Origin of the sequence: Shewanella sp. 10N.261.52.F9, assembly GCF_041471165.1 — a bacterium.
Lineage (GTDB): Bacteria > Pseudomonadota > Gammaproteobacteria > Enterobacterales > Shewanellaceae > Shewanella > Shewanella marinintestina.
This window is the reverse complement of record NZ_JBFRNX010000002.1, coordinates 19,086-34,738: the sequence shown is the minus strand read 5'-3', so window position 1 is coordinate 34,738 and position 15,653 is coordinate 19,086. Positions and strand designations below refer to the sequence as shown.

At 43.8% G+C, this 15,653-nt stretch carries 11 protein-coding genes; 4 read left to right on the top strand and 7 right to left on the bottom strand.

Annotated features, from left to right (window positions below; all coding sequences use genetic code 11):
- Positions 1 to 74 precede the first annotated feature (74 nt).
- Positions 75 to 2,114: an oligopeptidase A gene (gene prlC / locus AB4298_RS02110; RefSeq protein ID WP_371985592.1), complete on the bottom strand. Its 2,040-nt coding sequence runs from the start codon at positions 2,112 to 2,114 to the stop codon at positions 75 to 77.
- A gap of 274 nt (positions 2,115 to 2,388) precedes the next feature.
- Between prlC and AB4298_RS02105 the strand changes: the two genes are divergently transcribed.
- The 3 genes from AB4298_RS02105 (at position 2,389) to gorA (ending at position 5,673) form a co-directional block, all read left to right on the top strand.
- On the top strand, positions 2,389 to 3,174 hold the full coding sequence (locus AB4298_RS02105) for a hypothetical protein (RefSeq protein ID WP_371985591.1): 786 nt from the start codon (positions 2,389 to 2,391) through the stop codon (positions 3,172 to 3,174).
- Between the two features lie 121 nt (positions 3,175 to 3,295).
- Complete coding sequence (locus AB4298_RS02100; RefSeq protein ID WP_248999860.1) at positions 3,296 to 3,766, top strand: hypothetical protein; 471 nt, start codon at positions 3,296 to 3,298, stop codon at positions 3,764 to 3,766.
- A 551-nt stretch (positions 3,767 to 4,317) separates the two neighbouring features.
- Positions 4,318 to 5,673: a glutathione-disulfide reductase gene (gene gorA / locus AB4298_RS02095; RefSeq protein WP_371985590.1), complete on the top strand. Its 1,356-nt coding sequence runs from the start codon at positions 4,318 to 4,320 to the stop codon at positions 5,671 to 5,673.
- A 108-nt stretch (positions 5,674 to 5,781) separates the two neighbouring features.
- On the opposite strand, the gene AB4298_RS02090 is transcribed toward gorA, so the two are convergent.
- The 3 genes from AB4298_RS02090 to bamE form a co-directional block, all read right to left on the bottom strand.
- Positions 5,782 to 7,734 carry a BCCT family transporter gene (locus AB4298_RS02090; RefSeq protein WP_248999862.1) on the bottom strand — a complete coding sequence of 651 codons (1,953 nt, stop codon included), beginning with the start codon at positions 7,732 to 7,734 and terminating at the stop codon, positions 5,782 to 5,784.
- 588 nt (positions 7,735 to 8,322) lie between these two features.
- Entirely contained in the window at positions 8,323 to 9,414 is a 1,092-nt protein-coding gene (locus AB4298_RS02085; RefSeq protein WP_371985589.1) for an NADH:flavin oxidoreductase, read from the bottom strand.
- Between the two features lie 430 nt (positions 9,415 to 9,844).
- Positions 9,845 to 10,210, bottom strand: coding sequence for an outer membrane protein assembly factor BamE domain-containing protein (bamE, locus tag AB4298_RS02080; RefSeq protein WP_248999864.1), 366 nt, complete (start codon positions 10,208 to 10,210; stop codon positions 9,845 to 9,847).
- Between the two features lie 535 nt (positions 10,211 to 10,745).
- On the opposite strand from bamE, the gene AB4298_RS02075 reads away from it, so the two are divergent.
- The gene (locus AB4298_RS02075) at positions 10,746 to 11,867 is read left to right on the top strand and encodes a hypothetical protein (protein WP_371985588.1); all 1,122 of its coding nucleotides are present in this window, start codon (positions 10,746 to 10,748) and stop codon (positions 11,865 to 11,867) included.
- A 696-nt stretch (positions 11,868 to 12,563) separates the two neighbouring features.
- Here AB4298_RS02075 and AB4298_RS02070 read toward each other — a convergent pair.
- The 3 genes from AB4298_RS02070 to AB4298_RS02060 form a co-directional block, all read right to left on the bottom strand.
- Positions 12,564 to 13,718, bottom strand: coding sequence for a M20 aminoacylase family protein (locus tag AB4298_RS02070; RefSeq protein ID WP_371985587.1), 1,155 nt, complete (start codon positions 13,716 to 13,718; stop codon positions 12,564 to 12,566).
- Between the two features lie 81 nt (positions 13,719 to 13,799).
- Positions 13,800 to 14,780: a DMT family transporter gene (locus AB4298_RS02065; protein WP_248999867.1), complete on the bottom strand. Its 981-nt coding sequence runs from the start codon at positions 14,778 to 14,780 to the stop codon at positions 13,800 to 13,802.
- A 39-nt stretch (positions 14,781 to 14,819) separates the two neighbouring features.
- The gene (locus AB4298_RS02060; protein ID WP_220782605.1) at positions 14,820 to 15,599 is read right to left on the bottom strand and encodes a maleate cis-trans isomerase family protein; all 780 of its coding nucleotides are present in this window, start codon (positions 15,597 to 15,599) and stop codon (positions 14,820 to 14,822) included.
- Positions 15,600 to 15,653 lie beyond the last annotated feature (54 nt).

The window sequence follows — 15,653 nt, the reverse complement described above, 5'->3', positions numbered from 1 at the left end:
AGATAACAAGTGTGAAACAGATCAAACAAAAAAGGCGCCTAAGGCGCCTTTCCAATTATAGATAGCAGTCTATGCTAGCCCGTTATACCGCTATGTCTTAGTAATGCATCGGTTTGTGGTTCGCGACCACGGAAGCGTTTAAATAGCTCCATAGGTTCTTCACTACCACCCATTTCTAAAATGTTCTCTAAGAAACGTTGACCAGTTTCACGATTGAATATGCCCTGCTCTTCAAACAGTGAGAAAGCATCTGCAGAAAGCACTTCAGCCCACTTATAGCTGTAGTAACCTGCCGCGTAGCCACCAGCAAAGATATGCGCAAAGCTGTGTTGGAAGCGATTAAACTCAGCCGCCTTAATTACCGCAACTTGGTCACGAACTTCGTCAAGCTTTTGCTGGATCTCTGCGCCCTTAGCTGGGTCATATTCAAGGTGCATTTTAAAATCAAATAGTGAGAACTCAAGCTGACGTAACATCATCATGCCTGACTGGAAGTTCTTCGCCGCTAGCATCTTGTCTAGTAGAGCCTTAGGTAAAGGCTCACCAGTTTCGTAGTGTCCTGAGATCTCCGCTAGCGCTTCTTCTTCATAGCACCAGTTTTCCATAAACTGGCTTGGCAACTCTACAGCATCCCAAGGCACACCGCTGATGCCAGATACGCCACCCACATCGATTTTAGTCAGCATATGGTGAATGCCATGGCCAAATTCATGGAATAGTGTGGTCACTTCGTCATGGGTAAACAGTGCAGGCTTACCTGCCACAGGAGCATTAAAGTTACAGGTTAAGTAAGCCACTGGGTCTTGCAAACCGTTAACCGTTGCGCGACGAGCACGGCAATCATCCATCCAAGCACCACCACGCTTACCTTCACGAGCATATAAATCGAGGTAGAAGCTACCGCGATGCTCATTGTTAGCGTCGGTAATATCAAAGAAACGCACATCTTTATGGTAGGTATCGAACTCTTTTTGCTCGGTAACCGTTAAGCCAAACAGGCGTGATACCGTATAGAACAAACCAGATAACACTTTGTCCTCAGGGAAGTATGGACGCAGGATCTCTTGTGAGATCTCGTATCTATGATGCTTTAATTTTTCAGCATAAAAAGACAGATCCCACGATTCTAATTCGCTAACCCCACATTCTTTGGCAGCAAACTCTTTAAGTTCTGCCAGCTCGGTTTCACCTTGTGTCTTCGAGCGCGCAGCAAGCTCAGTCAAAAAGTCTAAAACTTGTGCTGGAGATTCTGCCATTTTGGTTGCTAATGACTTATCTGCAAAGCTGTCAAAACCAAGTAGATTGGCCAGCTCGTGGCGCACAGCTAAAATCTCATCCATCAATGGACCGTTATCAAACTCACCGGCATTTGGACCTTGATCAGAAGCACGAGTCACAAATGCACGGTAGCACTCTTCACGCAGTTCACGGTTTTCGCTGTAAGTCATAACAGGCAAGTAAGATGGGAAGTCGAGTGTAAATAGCCAGCCATCTAATTCTTTAGCTTCTGCCATCGCTTTAGCGGCAGCTACAGCAGACTCTGGTAAACCAGCAAGCTCAGTTTCATCGGTAATTAACTTAGTCCAAGCTTGAGTGGCATCAAGTAACTGATTAGAGAAGTTGCTGGTGAGTTCAGACATACGCTTAACTAACTCGCCATAGCGTAGTTTGTCACTATCGCTTAGACCAATACCTGACAATTCAAAATCACGTAGGCTGTTTTCAATAAGCTTTTTCTTAGCTTGCGAATAAGTCGCAAACTCAGCAGATTCAGCCAATGACTTATATGCTTGATACAAACCTTGGTGCTGGCCCACAAACGTGCCGTACTCAGACAACAAAGGTAAACATGCATCGTGTGCCTGACGCCACTCTTCACTGCTGACTACCGAGTTCATATGCGAAATTGGTGACCAGATCTTACCTAGCTCGTCATCCACCTCTTCAAGTGGAGCAATAAGGTTGTCCCAAGTAAATTGGCCTTGGTGCTTTAACACCTCTTCAATTTTTTGGCGGCAATTAGCAATACCTTGCTCAACAGCAGGCTGAATATGTTCAGGTTGAATACTTGAAAAAGGGGGAAGCTTGGCACTGTTTAGCAAAGGATTGCTCATCGATAATTCCTTAACATTCTATGTTGATAAGTAAGAGATAAGGGCGAATCAGCGATTATTCAATATTTAACCCATAATTCTTTGTAAAGAATGTAAGCTCTAGCAGTAAGAAATCGTATTTACTATGATATAAATCAAACTTTAACCGCACAAACTTTGCACACTTTTGGTATTGCAAAGCGGGTCGCAAATAAGAGCCATTATCATTTACATTCTCGTATTAAAAACTAGTATGCACAGGGTCAATTTCTTTCGCCAATATTTGAGTCCTGACATGATAAAAACCTATCAATGCACAGCCTTAGCAGCACTCCTAATGAGCTCAGCCGCAATTGCCGATGAAGCGCCTAACATCGATGATTCTCATAGCACTAAGATCCTTAAAACATTACCTGCTGATAATGACAACCAGCAAGTTCAAGCATTATTCGACTTAGGCTGGGATTCAAAATATATCTCAGAAGGCCGTAATAACTTAGATAAAGGTGGCATCTATTGGGCCACTGCCGCAATACAAAAAGACAACCTCAACGTATATGCCACTGTCGGTCGGGGCGACAGCCAGCACTATACGGAATGGAACTTTGGTATTGAGTATGGCTTTGACCTAACTGAAAATTTAAACGGTAGCGTAGGTTATCAACGCCTTGAGTTTTACGGCGACGAGCGCGCCCACGACAATGAGCTATTTAGTAGCTTAGAGTACACAGCTGTAGAATGGTTGATCCCTTCTGTAAGCTACACCTATTCGACCGAAGCCGCTGGTTACTTTATCGAAGTAAGCTTACACAGTAACTGGGAATTGGCTCCAGGGTTTACCGTTAGTCCATACGTCACCCAAGGTTTCGATTTTCAATATGTTACCGAAGAGCACGATGGTGCTAACCACTTTCAATTTGGTGTCGAAGCCGAATATCAACTGCCTAATAATTTAGTGCTTTCAGGCCATATTAGCCAAACCATCGCCCAAGAAGATATCAAACTTGAAGCTCGCAATAACGGTACCGTTGGTGACTTAGACGAGACTTATGCCGGTATCCACTTAAGCTGGAGCTTTTAATCCAAGATCTCTAGTCATCCGTTATAATTAGGCAAATATCGTAATTTGGCACTCGAAAACGCAGAGTCGCTAAACCCAAGCAGAAAACACGGATTGTTTTCTGCATACCGAGGAACAAGGAATGTTATATCTATACCACCTCATGCTGCTTACCTGCATATTGATGTGTATTCCCCTTAATACATCAGCCAATGAGCCTACATCTCTGCCTTTAGGCAGCATCTTGAATGACAAGGGGCAACCTATTACGCCCAGCAACAAAACCCATACAGATCTACGTTTTAGCAATCCTGTTATTAAGAAATCATCAACACAAAAGCCTACAAACAAAAAAACGACTAACCAAAAGACCAAAGCAAAAAGTCGCAAACAAAAACTCGCCAGCCGAGATTCTGTGGCAAATAATCCCAGTTGCCGCTGGTTGAACACCCGTATGACTTCCCTTGAGCGTAACTTAGACTCAGGAGTAAACTCGCGTAATCAACATTATCAGCAAGAGCTCGATATGCGCCAAGATGAATGGCAATGCATGAAATGTGGTGCAGAAGGTCCAGAGCAAGCCGATCATGCAGTTTGTCAGTATCGGCGTTAATGCTTCGCAACAATCTCGCGGCTAGCTCAGTGCAACAAATACTCTAATATCTCGGTCTATTTCGCCAAGCCTTGATGCAGAGTAACGGTTACACCAGTGATTAAGCAAAAGATAATTCACGGCGGTAATTAAACACTTGAACCGAGATGTATTCGTCCCCATTTAATAGTCTACTAAGCAAGCTAATACAGTATTTTTAAACTCATCTAACTCATTCTTGATTGGGCTAGCTGGATTAAAAAATTCCCTCTACAATGGCTTGTTCTTGAGCTGACCGACAAGCCAATCACAGTTTTTGGCGATGGAAGTTCGTCTATTGACAGCTACCTACGTCTTATTGGTATACGGCAAATATATTTGCCTGAGGCTGAAAATGGGTCTCTAACTGCAAGGCATCAACCGCAACTGCGGGCTCGTTAAGCTCATACAGTTAGGCTCAACTAGCTAAGAGCAGATCAATGCTCAAGCTAGTATTCATTATAATGATAAGTTCAAAGGCGCCCTATTTATCTGCCTTTGTTCAGCAGTTCACAACTTTATTGGAGATACACATGGCTCAACATTTTGATTATATCTGTCTTGGCGCAGGAAGCGGCGGCATTGCATCAGCTAACCGAGCTGCCATGCGCGGTGCCAAAGTATTGCTTATCGAAGCCAAAGAGCTTGGCGGTACTTGTGTAAACGTAGGTTGTGTTCCGAAAAAAGTAATGTGGTACGGTGCGCAGGTTGCCGAAGCTATGCACTTATATGCCAAAGATTATGGCTTTGACGTAACCGTTAATAAGTTCGACTGGAGTACGCTTGTTGCTAGCCGCGAAGCCTATATCGACCGTATTCACGGCTCATATGACCGTGGTCTTGAAAGCAATGGTGTAACGCTAGTGCGTGGTTATGGCCGCTTTATCGATAGTAAAACTATTGAAGTGAATGGCGAACACTACACTGCCGATAACATCTTAATTGCCACTGGCGGCGCGGCAACGATTCCAAACATTCCCGGAGCTGAGTACGGCATCGATTCAGACGGGTTCTTTGCTTTAGAAGCACAGCCAAAGCGCGTAGCGGTTGTGGGCGCGGGTTATATTGCTGTTGAGGTTGCTGGCGTATTACAAGCACTAGGTAGCGATACCCACCTATTTGTACGTAAACATGCACCACTGCGTAACTTTGACCCTATGCTGAGCGAAGCATTAATGGAGTCGATGGCAATTGATGGCCCAACGCTACATACTCACAGCACGCCAGAGTCGGTCATCAAAAATGACGATGGCAGCTTAACCCTTAAGATTGAAAATGGCGAAAGCTACGATGTTGATTGTTTAATTTGGGCAATTGGTCGTCATCCATCAACGGGCAACATTGGTCTTGAAAATACTAAAGTTGAACTAGATGCTAAAGGCTACGTGATTACTGATGAGCAGCAAAACACCACAGATGCAGGCATCTACTGTGTTGGCGATATCATGGCTGGCGGCGTTGAGCTAACACCTGTTGCCGTTAAAGCGGGCCGCCTCCTGTCAGAGCGCTTATTCAACGGCATGACAGATGCGAAGATGGATTACAGCGTTATTCCTACCGTAGTATTTAGCCACCCAGCAATCGGCACTATGGGTCTGACTCAGCCAGAAGCTATCGCGCAGTACGGCGAAGAAAACGTAACGGTTTACACCTCTGGTTTCACGTCAATGTACACAGCCGTTACTGCACATCGTCAAGCTTGTAAGATGAAGTTAGTCTGCGCGGGCGATAACCAAAAAGTCGTGGGTATTCACGGTATCGGTTACGGTATGGATGAAATTCTACAAGGCTTTGGTGTGGCAATGAAGATGGGCGCAACGAAGGCTGATTTCGATGCCGTTGTAGCGATTCATCCTACTGGCGCAGAAGAGTTTGTTACTATGCGTTAATCTTATGATTAATATAAAAAAGCCGCTTATCAGCGGCTTTTTTGTATCTAGCGTTTATCGCTTAATGCCTGAAAATCCATGTTCAAGCATTAATCGGAAATATTACTATTAGCTAGGGGTATTCAAGCGTGCCTGAATAGCCAGCTTAACTTCTTCTTGAGCTAATAATGCCTCTTCTTCTTCCTTGCTGCGCATTAGCGCATCAAAAGCTACACGCGCTTCTTGTGCAAGCTCTGACGCTGCAAGTTTGGCCTCTTTAGCCTTCATTGAATCATCAGTTAACTGGCGTAGCTGCTCGATGATCTCATCAGGCGCGTCGCCCAAATCAATACTCGATTCGCCGCGTGACAGTGCTTCTTTACGTAACTGCTTCTTAAGCATCCAGATAGCATCGTTAGCTTCACGCTCAAGCTCTGCAGCTTCAATCGCGTTATCACGTAGCCCTTCAAAACGAGCTAATGCCTGACCTTCTTTACTCCAAGGGTCAACATCAGGAAGATCTGAAATATTAATCACAGGATCGACGTAATCATCTTGATGCGCTAAGTCTAACGTCGCCGCTTTAACGCCAGAGATCATTAGCATTACCGCGATAATCAATAATGGTAAACCACCCACAATTGCCGCTGTTTGCAATGTTGCTAAGCCGCCCATAAACATCAGTGCCGAAGGCATAAATGATAAAGTGAAAGCCCAGAACAAACGGTTCCAACGCATTGGATCTTCGGTTACGTTAGTTTGTACAACCGATGCCAAGATATAAGAGATTGAGTCAAACGTTGTTGCGGTGAAAATCACACATAACAAGGTAAATACTGCAATAATTAGTGTACTAAACGGCAGGGTTTCTAAAATGGCGAAGATTGCGCGAGTCGCGCCCTCAGCATTAAGAATGCTCACCACATCAAGCTCACCAGACAACTGCAGTGATAAACCGTAGTTACCCAAGATGATGAAGTACATTGAACAGCCTAGTGAGCCAAAGAATACCGCACCAGACACCATCTGCTTAATCGTTCTACCACGTGAAATACGTGCAACGAATAGACCCATACTTGGCGCAAATACTAACCACCATGCCCAGTAGAAAATCGTCCAATCTTGTGGGAAGTGAGTATCTTCAAAGGTACCCATACCACCGAATGGCTCAGCCCAGGTCGCCATAACAAAGAAGTTAGACAACATACGGCCGATTGAGTCTAAGCCTGTTTCCAACATGAAGATTGTTGGGCCACAAACCAATACAAATAGCAGTAAACCTAACGCACCCCAGAAGTTAATGTTACTTAAAATCTTAATGCCTTTGTCCATACCCATATAAGATGAGTAAGCAAAGATGGCGGTACACACCATTAGCACCGCAATTTGGCTACCTGTCGATGCTGGAATACCAAACAGGTAACTAATACCTTCGTTAATCAGTGGTGCAGCCAAACCTAAGGTTGTTGCCGCGCCGCCCAATAGACCGAAGATAAACAGTACATCAATTACTTTGCCTAGCTTACCGAAGCTATTGGCTTCGCCAATAACAGGCATAAGCGCAGCAGATACTTTAAGTACAGGCTGCTTACGTACATAAAAGAAGTAAGCAATTGGGATGGCTGGGATCATATAGATACACCAAGCGATTGGTCCCCAGTGGAACAAACCGTAAGTTGCTGCCCAGCGCACCGCTTCTTCACTGCCAGCTTCTAGCTGGAATGGTGGGTTTTGGTAGTAATAAGCCCACTCAATGGTACCCCAGTAAAGGATACTGGCACCGATACCACCACAAAATAGCATTGCCGCCCAAGACGCTAGTGCAAATTCAGGCTTTTCATCAGGATCGCCTAATTTAATCTGACCGATATCAGAAAAAACGATATAGATCATGAAGAAAAATGCCGCCAAACCTAGGCCTAAATATGCAAAGCCCAGCTTGTCTGTCATAAATGTTTTAGCAACTGCAATCCACTTTGCTCCTTCGTCTGGAAATATCAGCAAAGGGATCACAACTGCACAAAGCAGCATTATTGCGCCGAAAAATGTCGGCTTATCGATAAGCTCGAAGTGTTTTTTCATTTTTTATTGTCCGTAACAACCTAAAAACAAATTTAATTAAGTGCACGCCACAGACTGCTCCCCGTGCTGAAAGGGCCAGACGGGTTTTCTACTAAAAGAAAGAGTATGAATTATGTGTGTGAACGGTTTTTTTTGTGAGTCTTATAACACTCGAAAGTTATCCAGATTACGATTAATATGGACTAAGGATAAAATAATGTTAATTCAACTTGCTGTCGACAAACTTATGTCGCGAATAAACACAATTTGTGACACAGTTCTCATATACTCCTAACCACTTAAAACCTACTGAACAATAAACACTCGAATGTTAACTAAACCCAGACACAGCGCGCTATGAGGATAGGTAGGAACGATAACAGCCACGAAGAAGCCTATGCTAAACACCTATAAATAAGCATTTCACTCAAATATAGGTCGAAGCTAATATAATTAACAAGTTCATGATGGAAAAACTGAAATTAATAGTTTGCTTATGCGGAGATACTCAAGCAAAACTACCTGCAGAGTTTAGCAATTAATACTTTTCAACTCAGGAGGGGGTGTTGACGCCAATTAGCCATAATTAGCATCAACATTATCTACTGTTTAGCGCTTCTTATATACCACGCAGAAATTACCACGTTTAGTACGACACTTTGAACAGCGCTCGCAGTCGACTTCTTTACTACAACCATCCTGCCAACGCTTTACTAAATGCGGTTCAGCTAAAAGTGGTCGTGAAAGAGCAAAATATTGAATATTGGTGGTAGTCGCTATCTCGTCAATGGCAGCAATATCGGCCAAACCACCAACAGTAATAATCGGTACTCCAACCTCTTGGCTAACAACTGCACCATACTCACGGAAGTAACCTTCACTTTGAATGGTATAACCATCAAATTGTTCACCCACTACAGAATTAGCATTACCATGAATGTTGCCAGAGATAATAATCGCATCAACGCCAACTGCTTCCAGCTTTTTACAGATAGCTCGGGTGTCATCGAAGGTTAAACCACCATCGAAAAACTCAGAGGCGGTTAACTTAACTAAGATCGGATAGTCATCGCCAACCAACTTACGGATCGCAGTGTAGATCTCCAGCAAGAAGCGCATACGGTTCTCAAGACTGCCGCCGTATTCATCTTGACGTTGGTTGTAATATGGGCTCAAAAATTGGTTAATCAGATAAGTGTGCGCAGCATGGATTTCTACACCATCAAAGCCTGACTCTTTTGCGCGGCGGCTCGCCAAAGCAAATGCCTGCACAATATAATCAATCTCAGCTTTGGTCATCGCCTTACCCATAGTTTGGGTACCACGCTCAGCAATAGCGCTCGGAGCGAATATCACTCTCTCACCGACATTATAAGTAGTCTTAGTACCACCATAAGCCAGTTGCATCACGATTTTAGAATCATAATAATGGACTAAGCTCGTCAACTTTTGGTATTCAGCAATAAAAGAATCGTCATACATGCCCATCATGCCAGCATTAGGCTTTTCTTCGGCAACAATGTTGGCATAGCCTGTAACAATCAGCCCTACCTCACCTTTAGCCAGCTCTTCATAAACCGCGTACAGTTTATCGGTCATATGGCCAGTATCAGTGGCCATGTTTTCCCAAGTAGCGCTGCGTACAAAACGGTTCTTCAGGGTCATATTGCCAATACGGCTAGGTGAAAACAAAGTGCTCAAGTGCAATCCTCTTAAAAATCATATTTAGTGCTAACTAACAGCCTCAGCAAGCAGCCAAAACAGCAGGCGCTGGATCCTACTCGGAAAATATAAGAAATTCCTTAAGCTAGATTCAATTTTTAAGAATTGCTTTGAACAAGTAGTTAGCCATATGAATGTATATGAAATCAAACAGAGCAAGACACAAGAGTTAAATATAAGTAACAATACAAAACCAATGTTAATAAAACAACAAACACTTAAATTAAACTTAGTATTTTACGGATGTATTTAATATTAAATATCGCAATGGTATTTATAGTCACGACTTAGTATTAGAAGGGGATTTACAAATAAAAAGCAGGTATTTTTGATATTGAAATGTATTTAACAAAACCTCTAGTTACTAATGAAAATTCAAAAGTAACTAGAGGGGAAAGCTTTATAAGACTTATAGTAAACCAGTCTTCATTTCAGATTCGCTGCTGCTGTAAGTATAATCAGCAACTTTACCGCTCTTATCTAAAGTAATGTATAGCATTTGTGATTCAACATCTGTGCTAGAAAACAGCATACCCACGTATGGAATGAATGAAATAGGGTTTGCACTTGCGTTAGTGTAGCTAAATGTTAGCATTTTAGAGCCGTCAGATGAGAAACCTGAAGAAGTCGGCTTGCCAAGCATACTAACTACTTGAGCTTCAGTTGTTTGACCTTTCTTAACTTTGCTAATGGCCTCTTCGTCAATTTTATTACCCTGTGTAGCACAGCCTACCATTAACAAAGCTAACAATACTGGAGCGATTTTCTTAAACATTATGTAATCCATATTTATAATTAATTATCGAATGACTCATACTGTTATTATTCCAATATGAATCATCGCTATATTAACAATAAATAAATCTCCAATAAATAATAACCAACACAAGCAGTCACTGTACGAACAGGAATCAAACAATTGAATCAAACATTAACCAAAGGCAAACCATATAAAAACACAAATTGCATTTAATATAACGAATTTTATTATTACTTAGTCATTTTTCATTTAAAACAGACATAAACAAAATATAAATATATGTAATCAACAGCATCCTATCGTTATTACCATGACTAAATAGCCGCCTAAATAAAGCTTAACAGCTCCATACTTAAAAACCTCAAAGCTTGAGCATCCACGCACACATTGAACAGAAAGCCGCTAAATAGAACGTCATCACCACAAGCAACGGTGTAAATTTGGAACGCTTTGATTTTAAATCACTAAAACGCTAATCTATCGCTTAAAATTCAGACCGATTACTCAGCCTAATTGACGCCTATTGCAGGCATTTTCAGAGACTACCGCTATGTATACTCGATTCATACCCTATATTTTGCTTGCCCTACTCACAAATTTAGCTTTACCAGTGTTTGCCGATGATGAGTTAACTGGGGTATGGCAAGGCACCTTAGGCAAAAGCAACATTCGTGTGTGTTTTAATGAATACGGTACAGGCAGTTATTACTATCAGCGTTATTTAACGCCGATCAGACTGGAACAGGTCGATAACCACTGGCAAGAAGATAAGCAAACCGGCTTCTGGCAGTTTGACAGTATCAACGAGCAACAGCTAGTTGGGCTCTGGTCTAATCAAGAGTGGTCTAAAACAGAGCCGTCAAAAGACAATGGCACGAGTCCAAAAGGCCAACAGGGCAAGTCATTAGCCATTATCCTTGAGCGCCAAATCAGCCCTGATAGCATCAATGATTGCAGCAGCGATGCTTATAACCTGCCGCTAGAAACAGCTCCCAAACTTAAGCGTGGAAAATGGCAGCCGTTTGACAATGCTGACTCTCAGCAAGCCAACTCTAACAAAGCTAACGCTAACCCAATAAGCTATCGTCAACTCAGCTATGGCACAGAACTCGGCCTCGAGCTTAAAGGTAAACAAACAGGTATTCCGGCGATTAATCAGTGGCTAAAGCAAAAGCTAACTAGCGAGCAGCTGCTTGCAGAAACCTTTGAAACTCGCCGCGACATGCTGGCTCGAGTAGGCCATGCAATCGCAGACGAAACCGGAGCTGAAATCGATTTTATTAATCAACATTGGCTAAGTGTAAGATTTTACCGCTGGGCAGCAGGCTATGGCGCTGGCGGCATAAGCCGCACCTATACCAGTTTTAATCTGAGTGATGGCAAGCCATTCAATCCATGGCAATGGTTTAGAGACGATGTAGCCCTTGATGAAATGCAGCATCAACTGCCAGACGCTCTGCGCGAAAAGCTGTTTGCCGATATGCAAGTTTATGAAGATTGCGACAACTCAGACGGCTCAGGCTATTTCTACCTAACCCTCACCCCAAAAGGCATCGAGCTTTGGGAGACACCGAACGGCAGAGGTTGCGAGAATGAGTTCACCCTCAGCCCAACAGACGCCATGCCGTTTGCTACGGAGTTTGGTAAGAGTCAGCTTAAGCTAATGGAGTGAGCCTCCATTTCTAGGTCAAATGATGGAACCTTGGGATAGTATTTAAGCCCAGCTTAAATCAACTATCTGTGGTTCCAATGGCCTGCAGTCAGCGTATGTGCAGACACTGCCGTGACACGCTGTAAATCCATCCTTGGAAGCTCGGCCATGACGTCCATGTCATGTACGGTCACGGCCGCATCTACACGGGATTAGAAAAGCACAAACTTTCAGCCTCTACGCTCCGCTTAACAAGAAAGAGAAATACCAACAGCTACGAAAAGATAACAGAAAACACCTATTCCCATCGAAGCTGCCGACGTCATTGAAGAACTCTTACAAACATTAGGCGCGTGAGCGAGGCATGGATGCCGAGGTAGCCTTAGGTGAGCCAAGGATGGCGAATATGAGGCGATAGCGATTTTCGATAATGACTGAGGATCAACAACTTCGTTAGGGGGCGGCTCGGACTCTTTATTACAAAAATGGCCAAGAGGGAGAAGCTGTTGTCCCCCTTTTGCCCGAGTGTGAGCTGGAAGCTCACGACCTTCATCAAGCGCAGCTTGATTGCTTTAATCGTTAGACGAAGTCTAACTCCCCCTTGCGAACGCTTGGCGCAAAAACCAAGCAACAAAAAAGGCTATGAACCTAAGCTCATAGCCTTCTATATCGACCTCGTTTGAGACAAAACTCAAACTCAGTTAACTCATGTGCAAATTACTTAGCCAAACATTGTTCAACAAGCGTCTGCCAGTATCTCAGACCAGATACCAAGATATTGTCGTTAAAGTCGTAAGTCGGCTTGTGTAGCGCCACGCTACCACAACCACAGCCAGCGCCGTTACCCACTAGGATGTAACAACCTGGTGCTTCACGTAGCATGAACGAGAAGTCTTCACTGATCGTGAATGGCTGACAGCTGCCATTAACTTTATCTTCGCCAACCACAGTTTCAGCCGCACGAATCGCGAAAGCTGTTTCAGCTGGGGTGTTGATAGTCGATAGGAAGCTGTTGTTGAACTTGTAAGTGTAATCAACGCCTGCTGACATACACTGACCCGCAACAACGCGCTCAATGGCTTTTTCAATCTTGTTTAACGCGATATCAGTAAAGCTACGAGTATCACCCGTGATAGTCACTTTAGTTGGGATAACGTTAACGGTACCGTTAGTAGCGAACTCTGTTACCGAGATAACTGCAGTTTCGTCAATTGCGCTTAGGTTACGCGATACGATAGTTTGAATTGCAGTGACGATTTGCGCGCCAACAACGATAGGGTCAGTACCCATGTGTGGCATTGCCGCGTGGCCGCCGGTTGCTAGCACTTCGATTTCGAAGCTGCTTTCGCTTGCCATTACTGAGTGTGGGCGAGTCACGAAATGACCTGCTTCAATACCCGGTAGATTGTGCATTGCGTACACGCCGTCGATTTTCCAACGAGTGAATAGGCCGTCAGCGATCATCGCTTTAGCCCCTGTGCCGCGCTCTTCATCTGGTTGGAAGATGAAGTAAACCGTACCGTCAAAATTCTTGGTTTGTGCTAGCTCATGCGCTGCAGCCAGTAGCATTGCCGTGTGACCGTCGTGACCACAAGCGTGCATTGCGCCTTCGTTTACAGATGCGTAATCGAAAGTGTTTTCTTCATGAATATGCAGGGCATCCATATCAGCACGTAGGCCAATTGAACGGTCGCTATCGCCACACTTTAAAATACCTACAACGCCAGTGCCGCCGATGCCTGTGTGCACTTCAATGCCAAACTCTTCTAGTTTGCTTGCTACAAATGCTGCAGTCTCGTGCTCTTGGGTACCAAACTCAGGGTGCTGGTGAATGTGATGACGCCACTCAATAACTTTCTGTTCGATATTCATATGCTTTTCTCTTATAACAACAAACCGGTGACTAGGTCACCGGTGATAAAAATTGATTTAATTTGCTAACTGATTACTCAGTTACTGGCTACGACATGGCTTAGGTGCGATAGGCAACTCAACTTCTTCCGCTTTTGCCTTGTTCTTGTTACCCAACTTCATGAAGGCAATCATCGAAGTAATAACCACTGCGATAGCAATCAAACGCATTGGTGTTACCTGCTCACCTAGAGCAAATACCGCTAGGATGAATGAAGATAGTGGCATTAGGTTTAGCGCCATACCGGTACCGTCAACCCCTACACGCTCCATACCGTAGATGTAAACTAGGTAGCTCATACCTGAGATACACACACCTAAGATAACGATACATAGGATACGTAGTGGCGAGCTGAATACGTTCAATGCAGAGCTAAAGTCAGCGCCAACTACGAACAGGTACAAACCAAAACCAAGTGCAGCGAATACAAACTGGTGGAACATAGTTGCAACTGAACCGTACTTGTCAGCCAGTTTGGCACGAGCATAAGCCATGGTTGCAAAGCTTGCTGCTGAGCCGAAACAGATTAGGTGACCAATGTTGAAACCTTGCGTTTCAGACTGTGGATCCATCACTAGAATCGCCACACCTAGGAAAGCACCTAGTGCACACATGATTTGCATTACAGTGAAACGCTCACCGTGACGCAGGAAACCAACACTTAAGATTAGGATTGGGATCAAACCTTGGATCACGCCGTTTTCAGAGGCGGTAATATAATCCAAAGATAGGAATGATAGGAAGCTGAAAGAACCTTGGCCAATGATACCGCAACATGCAGCCCAGAAGATGTCCTTACGGTTTTCCCAGTTAAGCTTGAAATCGGCTTTTTTAGTCATCTTGCCCGTTGCAAGACCGATGTTGAAAATCAAACCTAGTGTAATAAATGCAACCGTGTAACGTAACCAAACAAGTACTTGTGGATCCATCACCTCAAGAATTGGTGTACCCACAATCCACGGGATACCCCATAACAGACCAACGAAAATCGCAGCCATCCAACCTTTTTGTGTATTAGTCATTATTATTCTTCCAACAATTTTGTATCGGTAGTCAACAGCTTAAGCTGTTTGATTATTAAGTAGTTTGCCGTAACCTGGGCATTGAGCCACGTTGCCGGTTAGGTGCATTGCATGCCAGAACATGGCAGAGTTACTGCACACAACTGGAATGCCGAATTTGGCTTCGATCTCTTCGATATAATCAAGTACACGTAAGTTAGTGCATGACATAAATACTAATTCTGCGTCAGAATCTTTTAGCATCTGCTCTAGTGCTGCGAACATAGATTCTTTAGCCACTAAAGTGATGTCGGTATCGCGTTCGATACCTAATGAACCTAGTGTTACTACGTCAAAATCTGCATCAGTTAACTGCTGGTACAGTGGGTAGTTAACGCTAGTTGGGTAAGGAGAAAACACAGCAATCTTTTTCGCGTTCAAATGCTTGAATGACGCTTTTGCTGCTGTCCATGGGTTAGTCGCTGGGATGTCGCCACGGTTTTGAGTCAATAAGTCAGCAACTTTTTCTTCGCCGATAATAATTGAAGCTGATGTGCAGCCAAATGCCATCACATCCATAGGTAAGCCTGTGGCAATCAAGTCAGACGCTTCAACGATACCGCTAGCGATTTGATCAAGTGCTTCAGGAGTCATTTCGCTTGAGTAATACACGCGTGAGCTAAATACGCCTGCTTGAGTACCGAGTAACTTAGCCCAGTCCATTTCTAGACTGTGGTCAGTGCTTAACTGCACTAAACCAATGTGTACGCGGTTAATTCTTGGCGCCTGCTTATGCTCAAGCGGCTGTTCAAACGAGGTAAAGGCTTCAAAACTCATCATAATGAGATTCTCTTTAGTAATGATTTCTCCGGCTCCCTCCGGAGAAATCAAAGG

Excerpts from the sequence above, each read along its gene's own strand:
- AB4298_RS02060 (WP_220782605.1), bottom strand. The coding sequence starts at position 15,599 with ATGATGAGTTTTGAAGCCTTTACCTCGTTTGAACAGCCGCTTGAGCAT.
- AB4298_RS02065 (WP_248999867.1), bottom strand. The coding sequence starts at position 14,780 with ATGACTAATACACAAAAAGGTTGGATGGCTGCGATTTTCGTTGGTCTG.
- AB4298_RS02070 (WP_371985587.1), bottom strand. The coding sequence starts at position 13,718 with ATGAATATCGAACAGAAAGTTATTGAGTGGCGTCATCACATTCACCAG.
- AB4298_RS02075 (WP_371985588.1), top strand. The coding sequence starts at position 10,746 with ATGTATACTCGATTCATACCCTATATTTTGCTTGCCCTACTCACAAAT.
- gorA (WP_371985590.1), top strand. The coding sequence starts at position 4,318 with ATGGCTCAACATTTTGATTATATCTGTCTTGGCGCAGGAAGCGGCGGC.
- AB4298_RS02100 (WP_248999860.1), top strand. The coding sequence starts at position 3,296 with ATGTTATATCTATACCACCTCATGCTGCTTACCTGCATATTGATGTGT.
- bamE (WP_248999864.1), bottom strand. The coding sequence starts at position 10,210 with ATGTTTAAGAAAATCGCTCCAGTATTGTTAGCTTTGTTAATGGTAGGC.
- AB4298_RS02105 (WP_371985591.1), top strand. The coding sequence starts at position 2,389 with ATGATAAAAACCTATCAATGCACAGCCTTAGCAGCACTCCTAATGAGC.
- prlC (WP_371985592.1), bottom strand. The coding sequence starts at position 2,114 with ATGAGCAATCCTTTGCTAAACAGTGCCAAGCTTCCCCCTTTTTCAAGT.
- AB4298_RS02090 (WP_248999862.1), bottom strand. The coding sequence starts at position 7,734 with ATGAAAAAACACTTCGAGCTTATCGATAAGCCGACATTTTTCGGCGCA.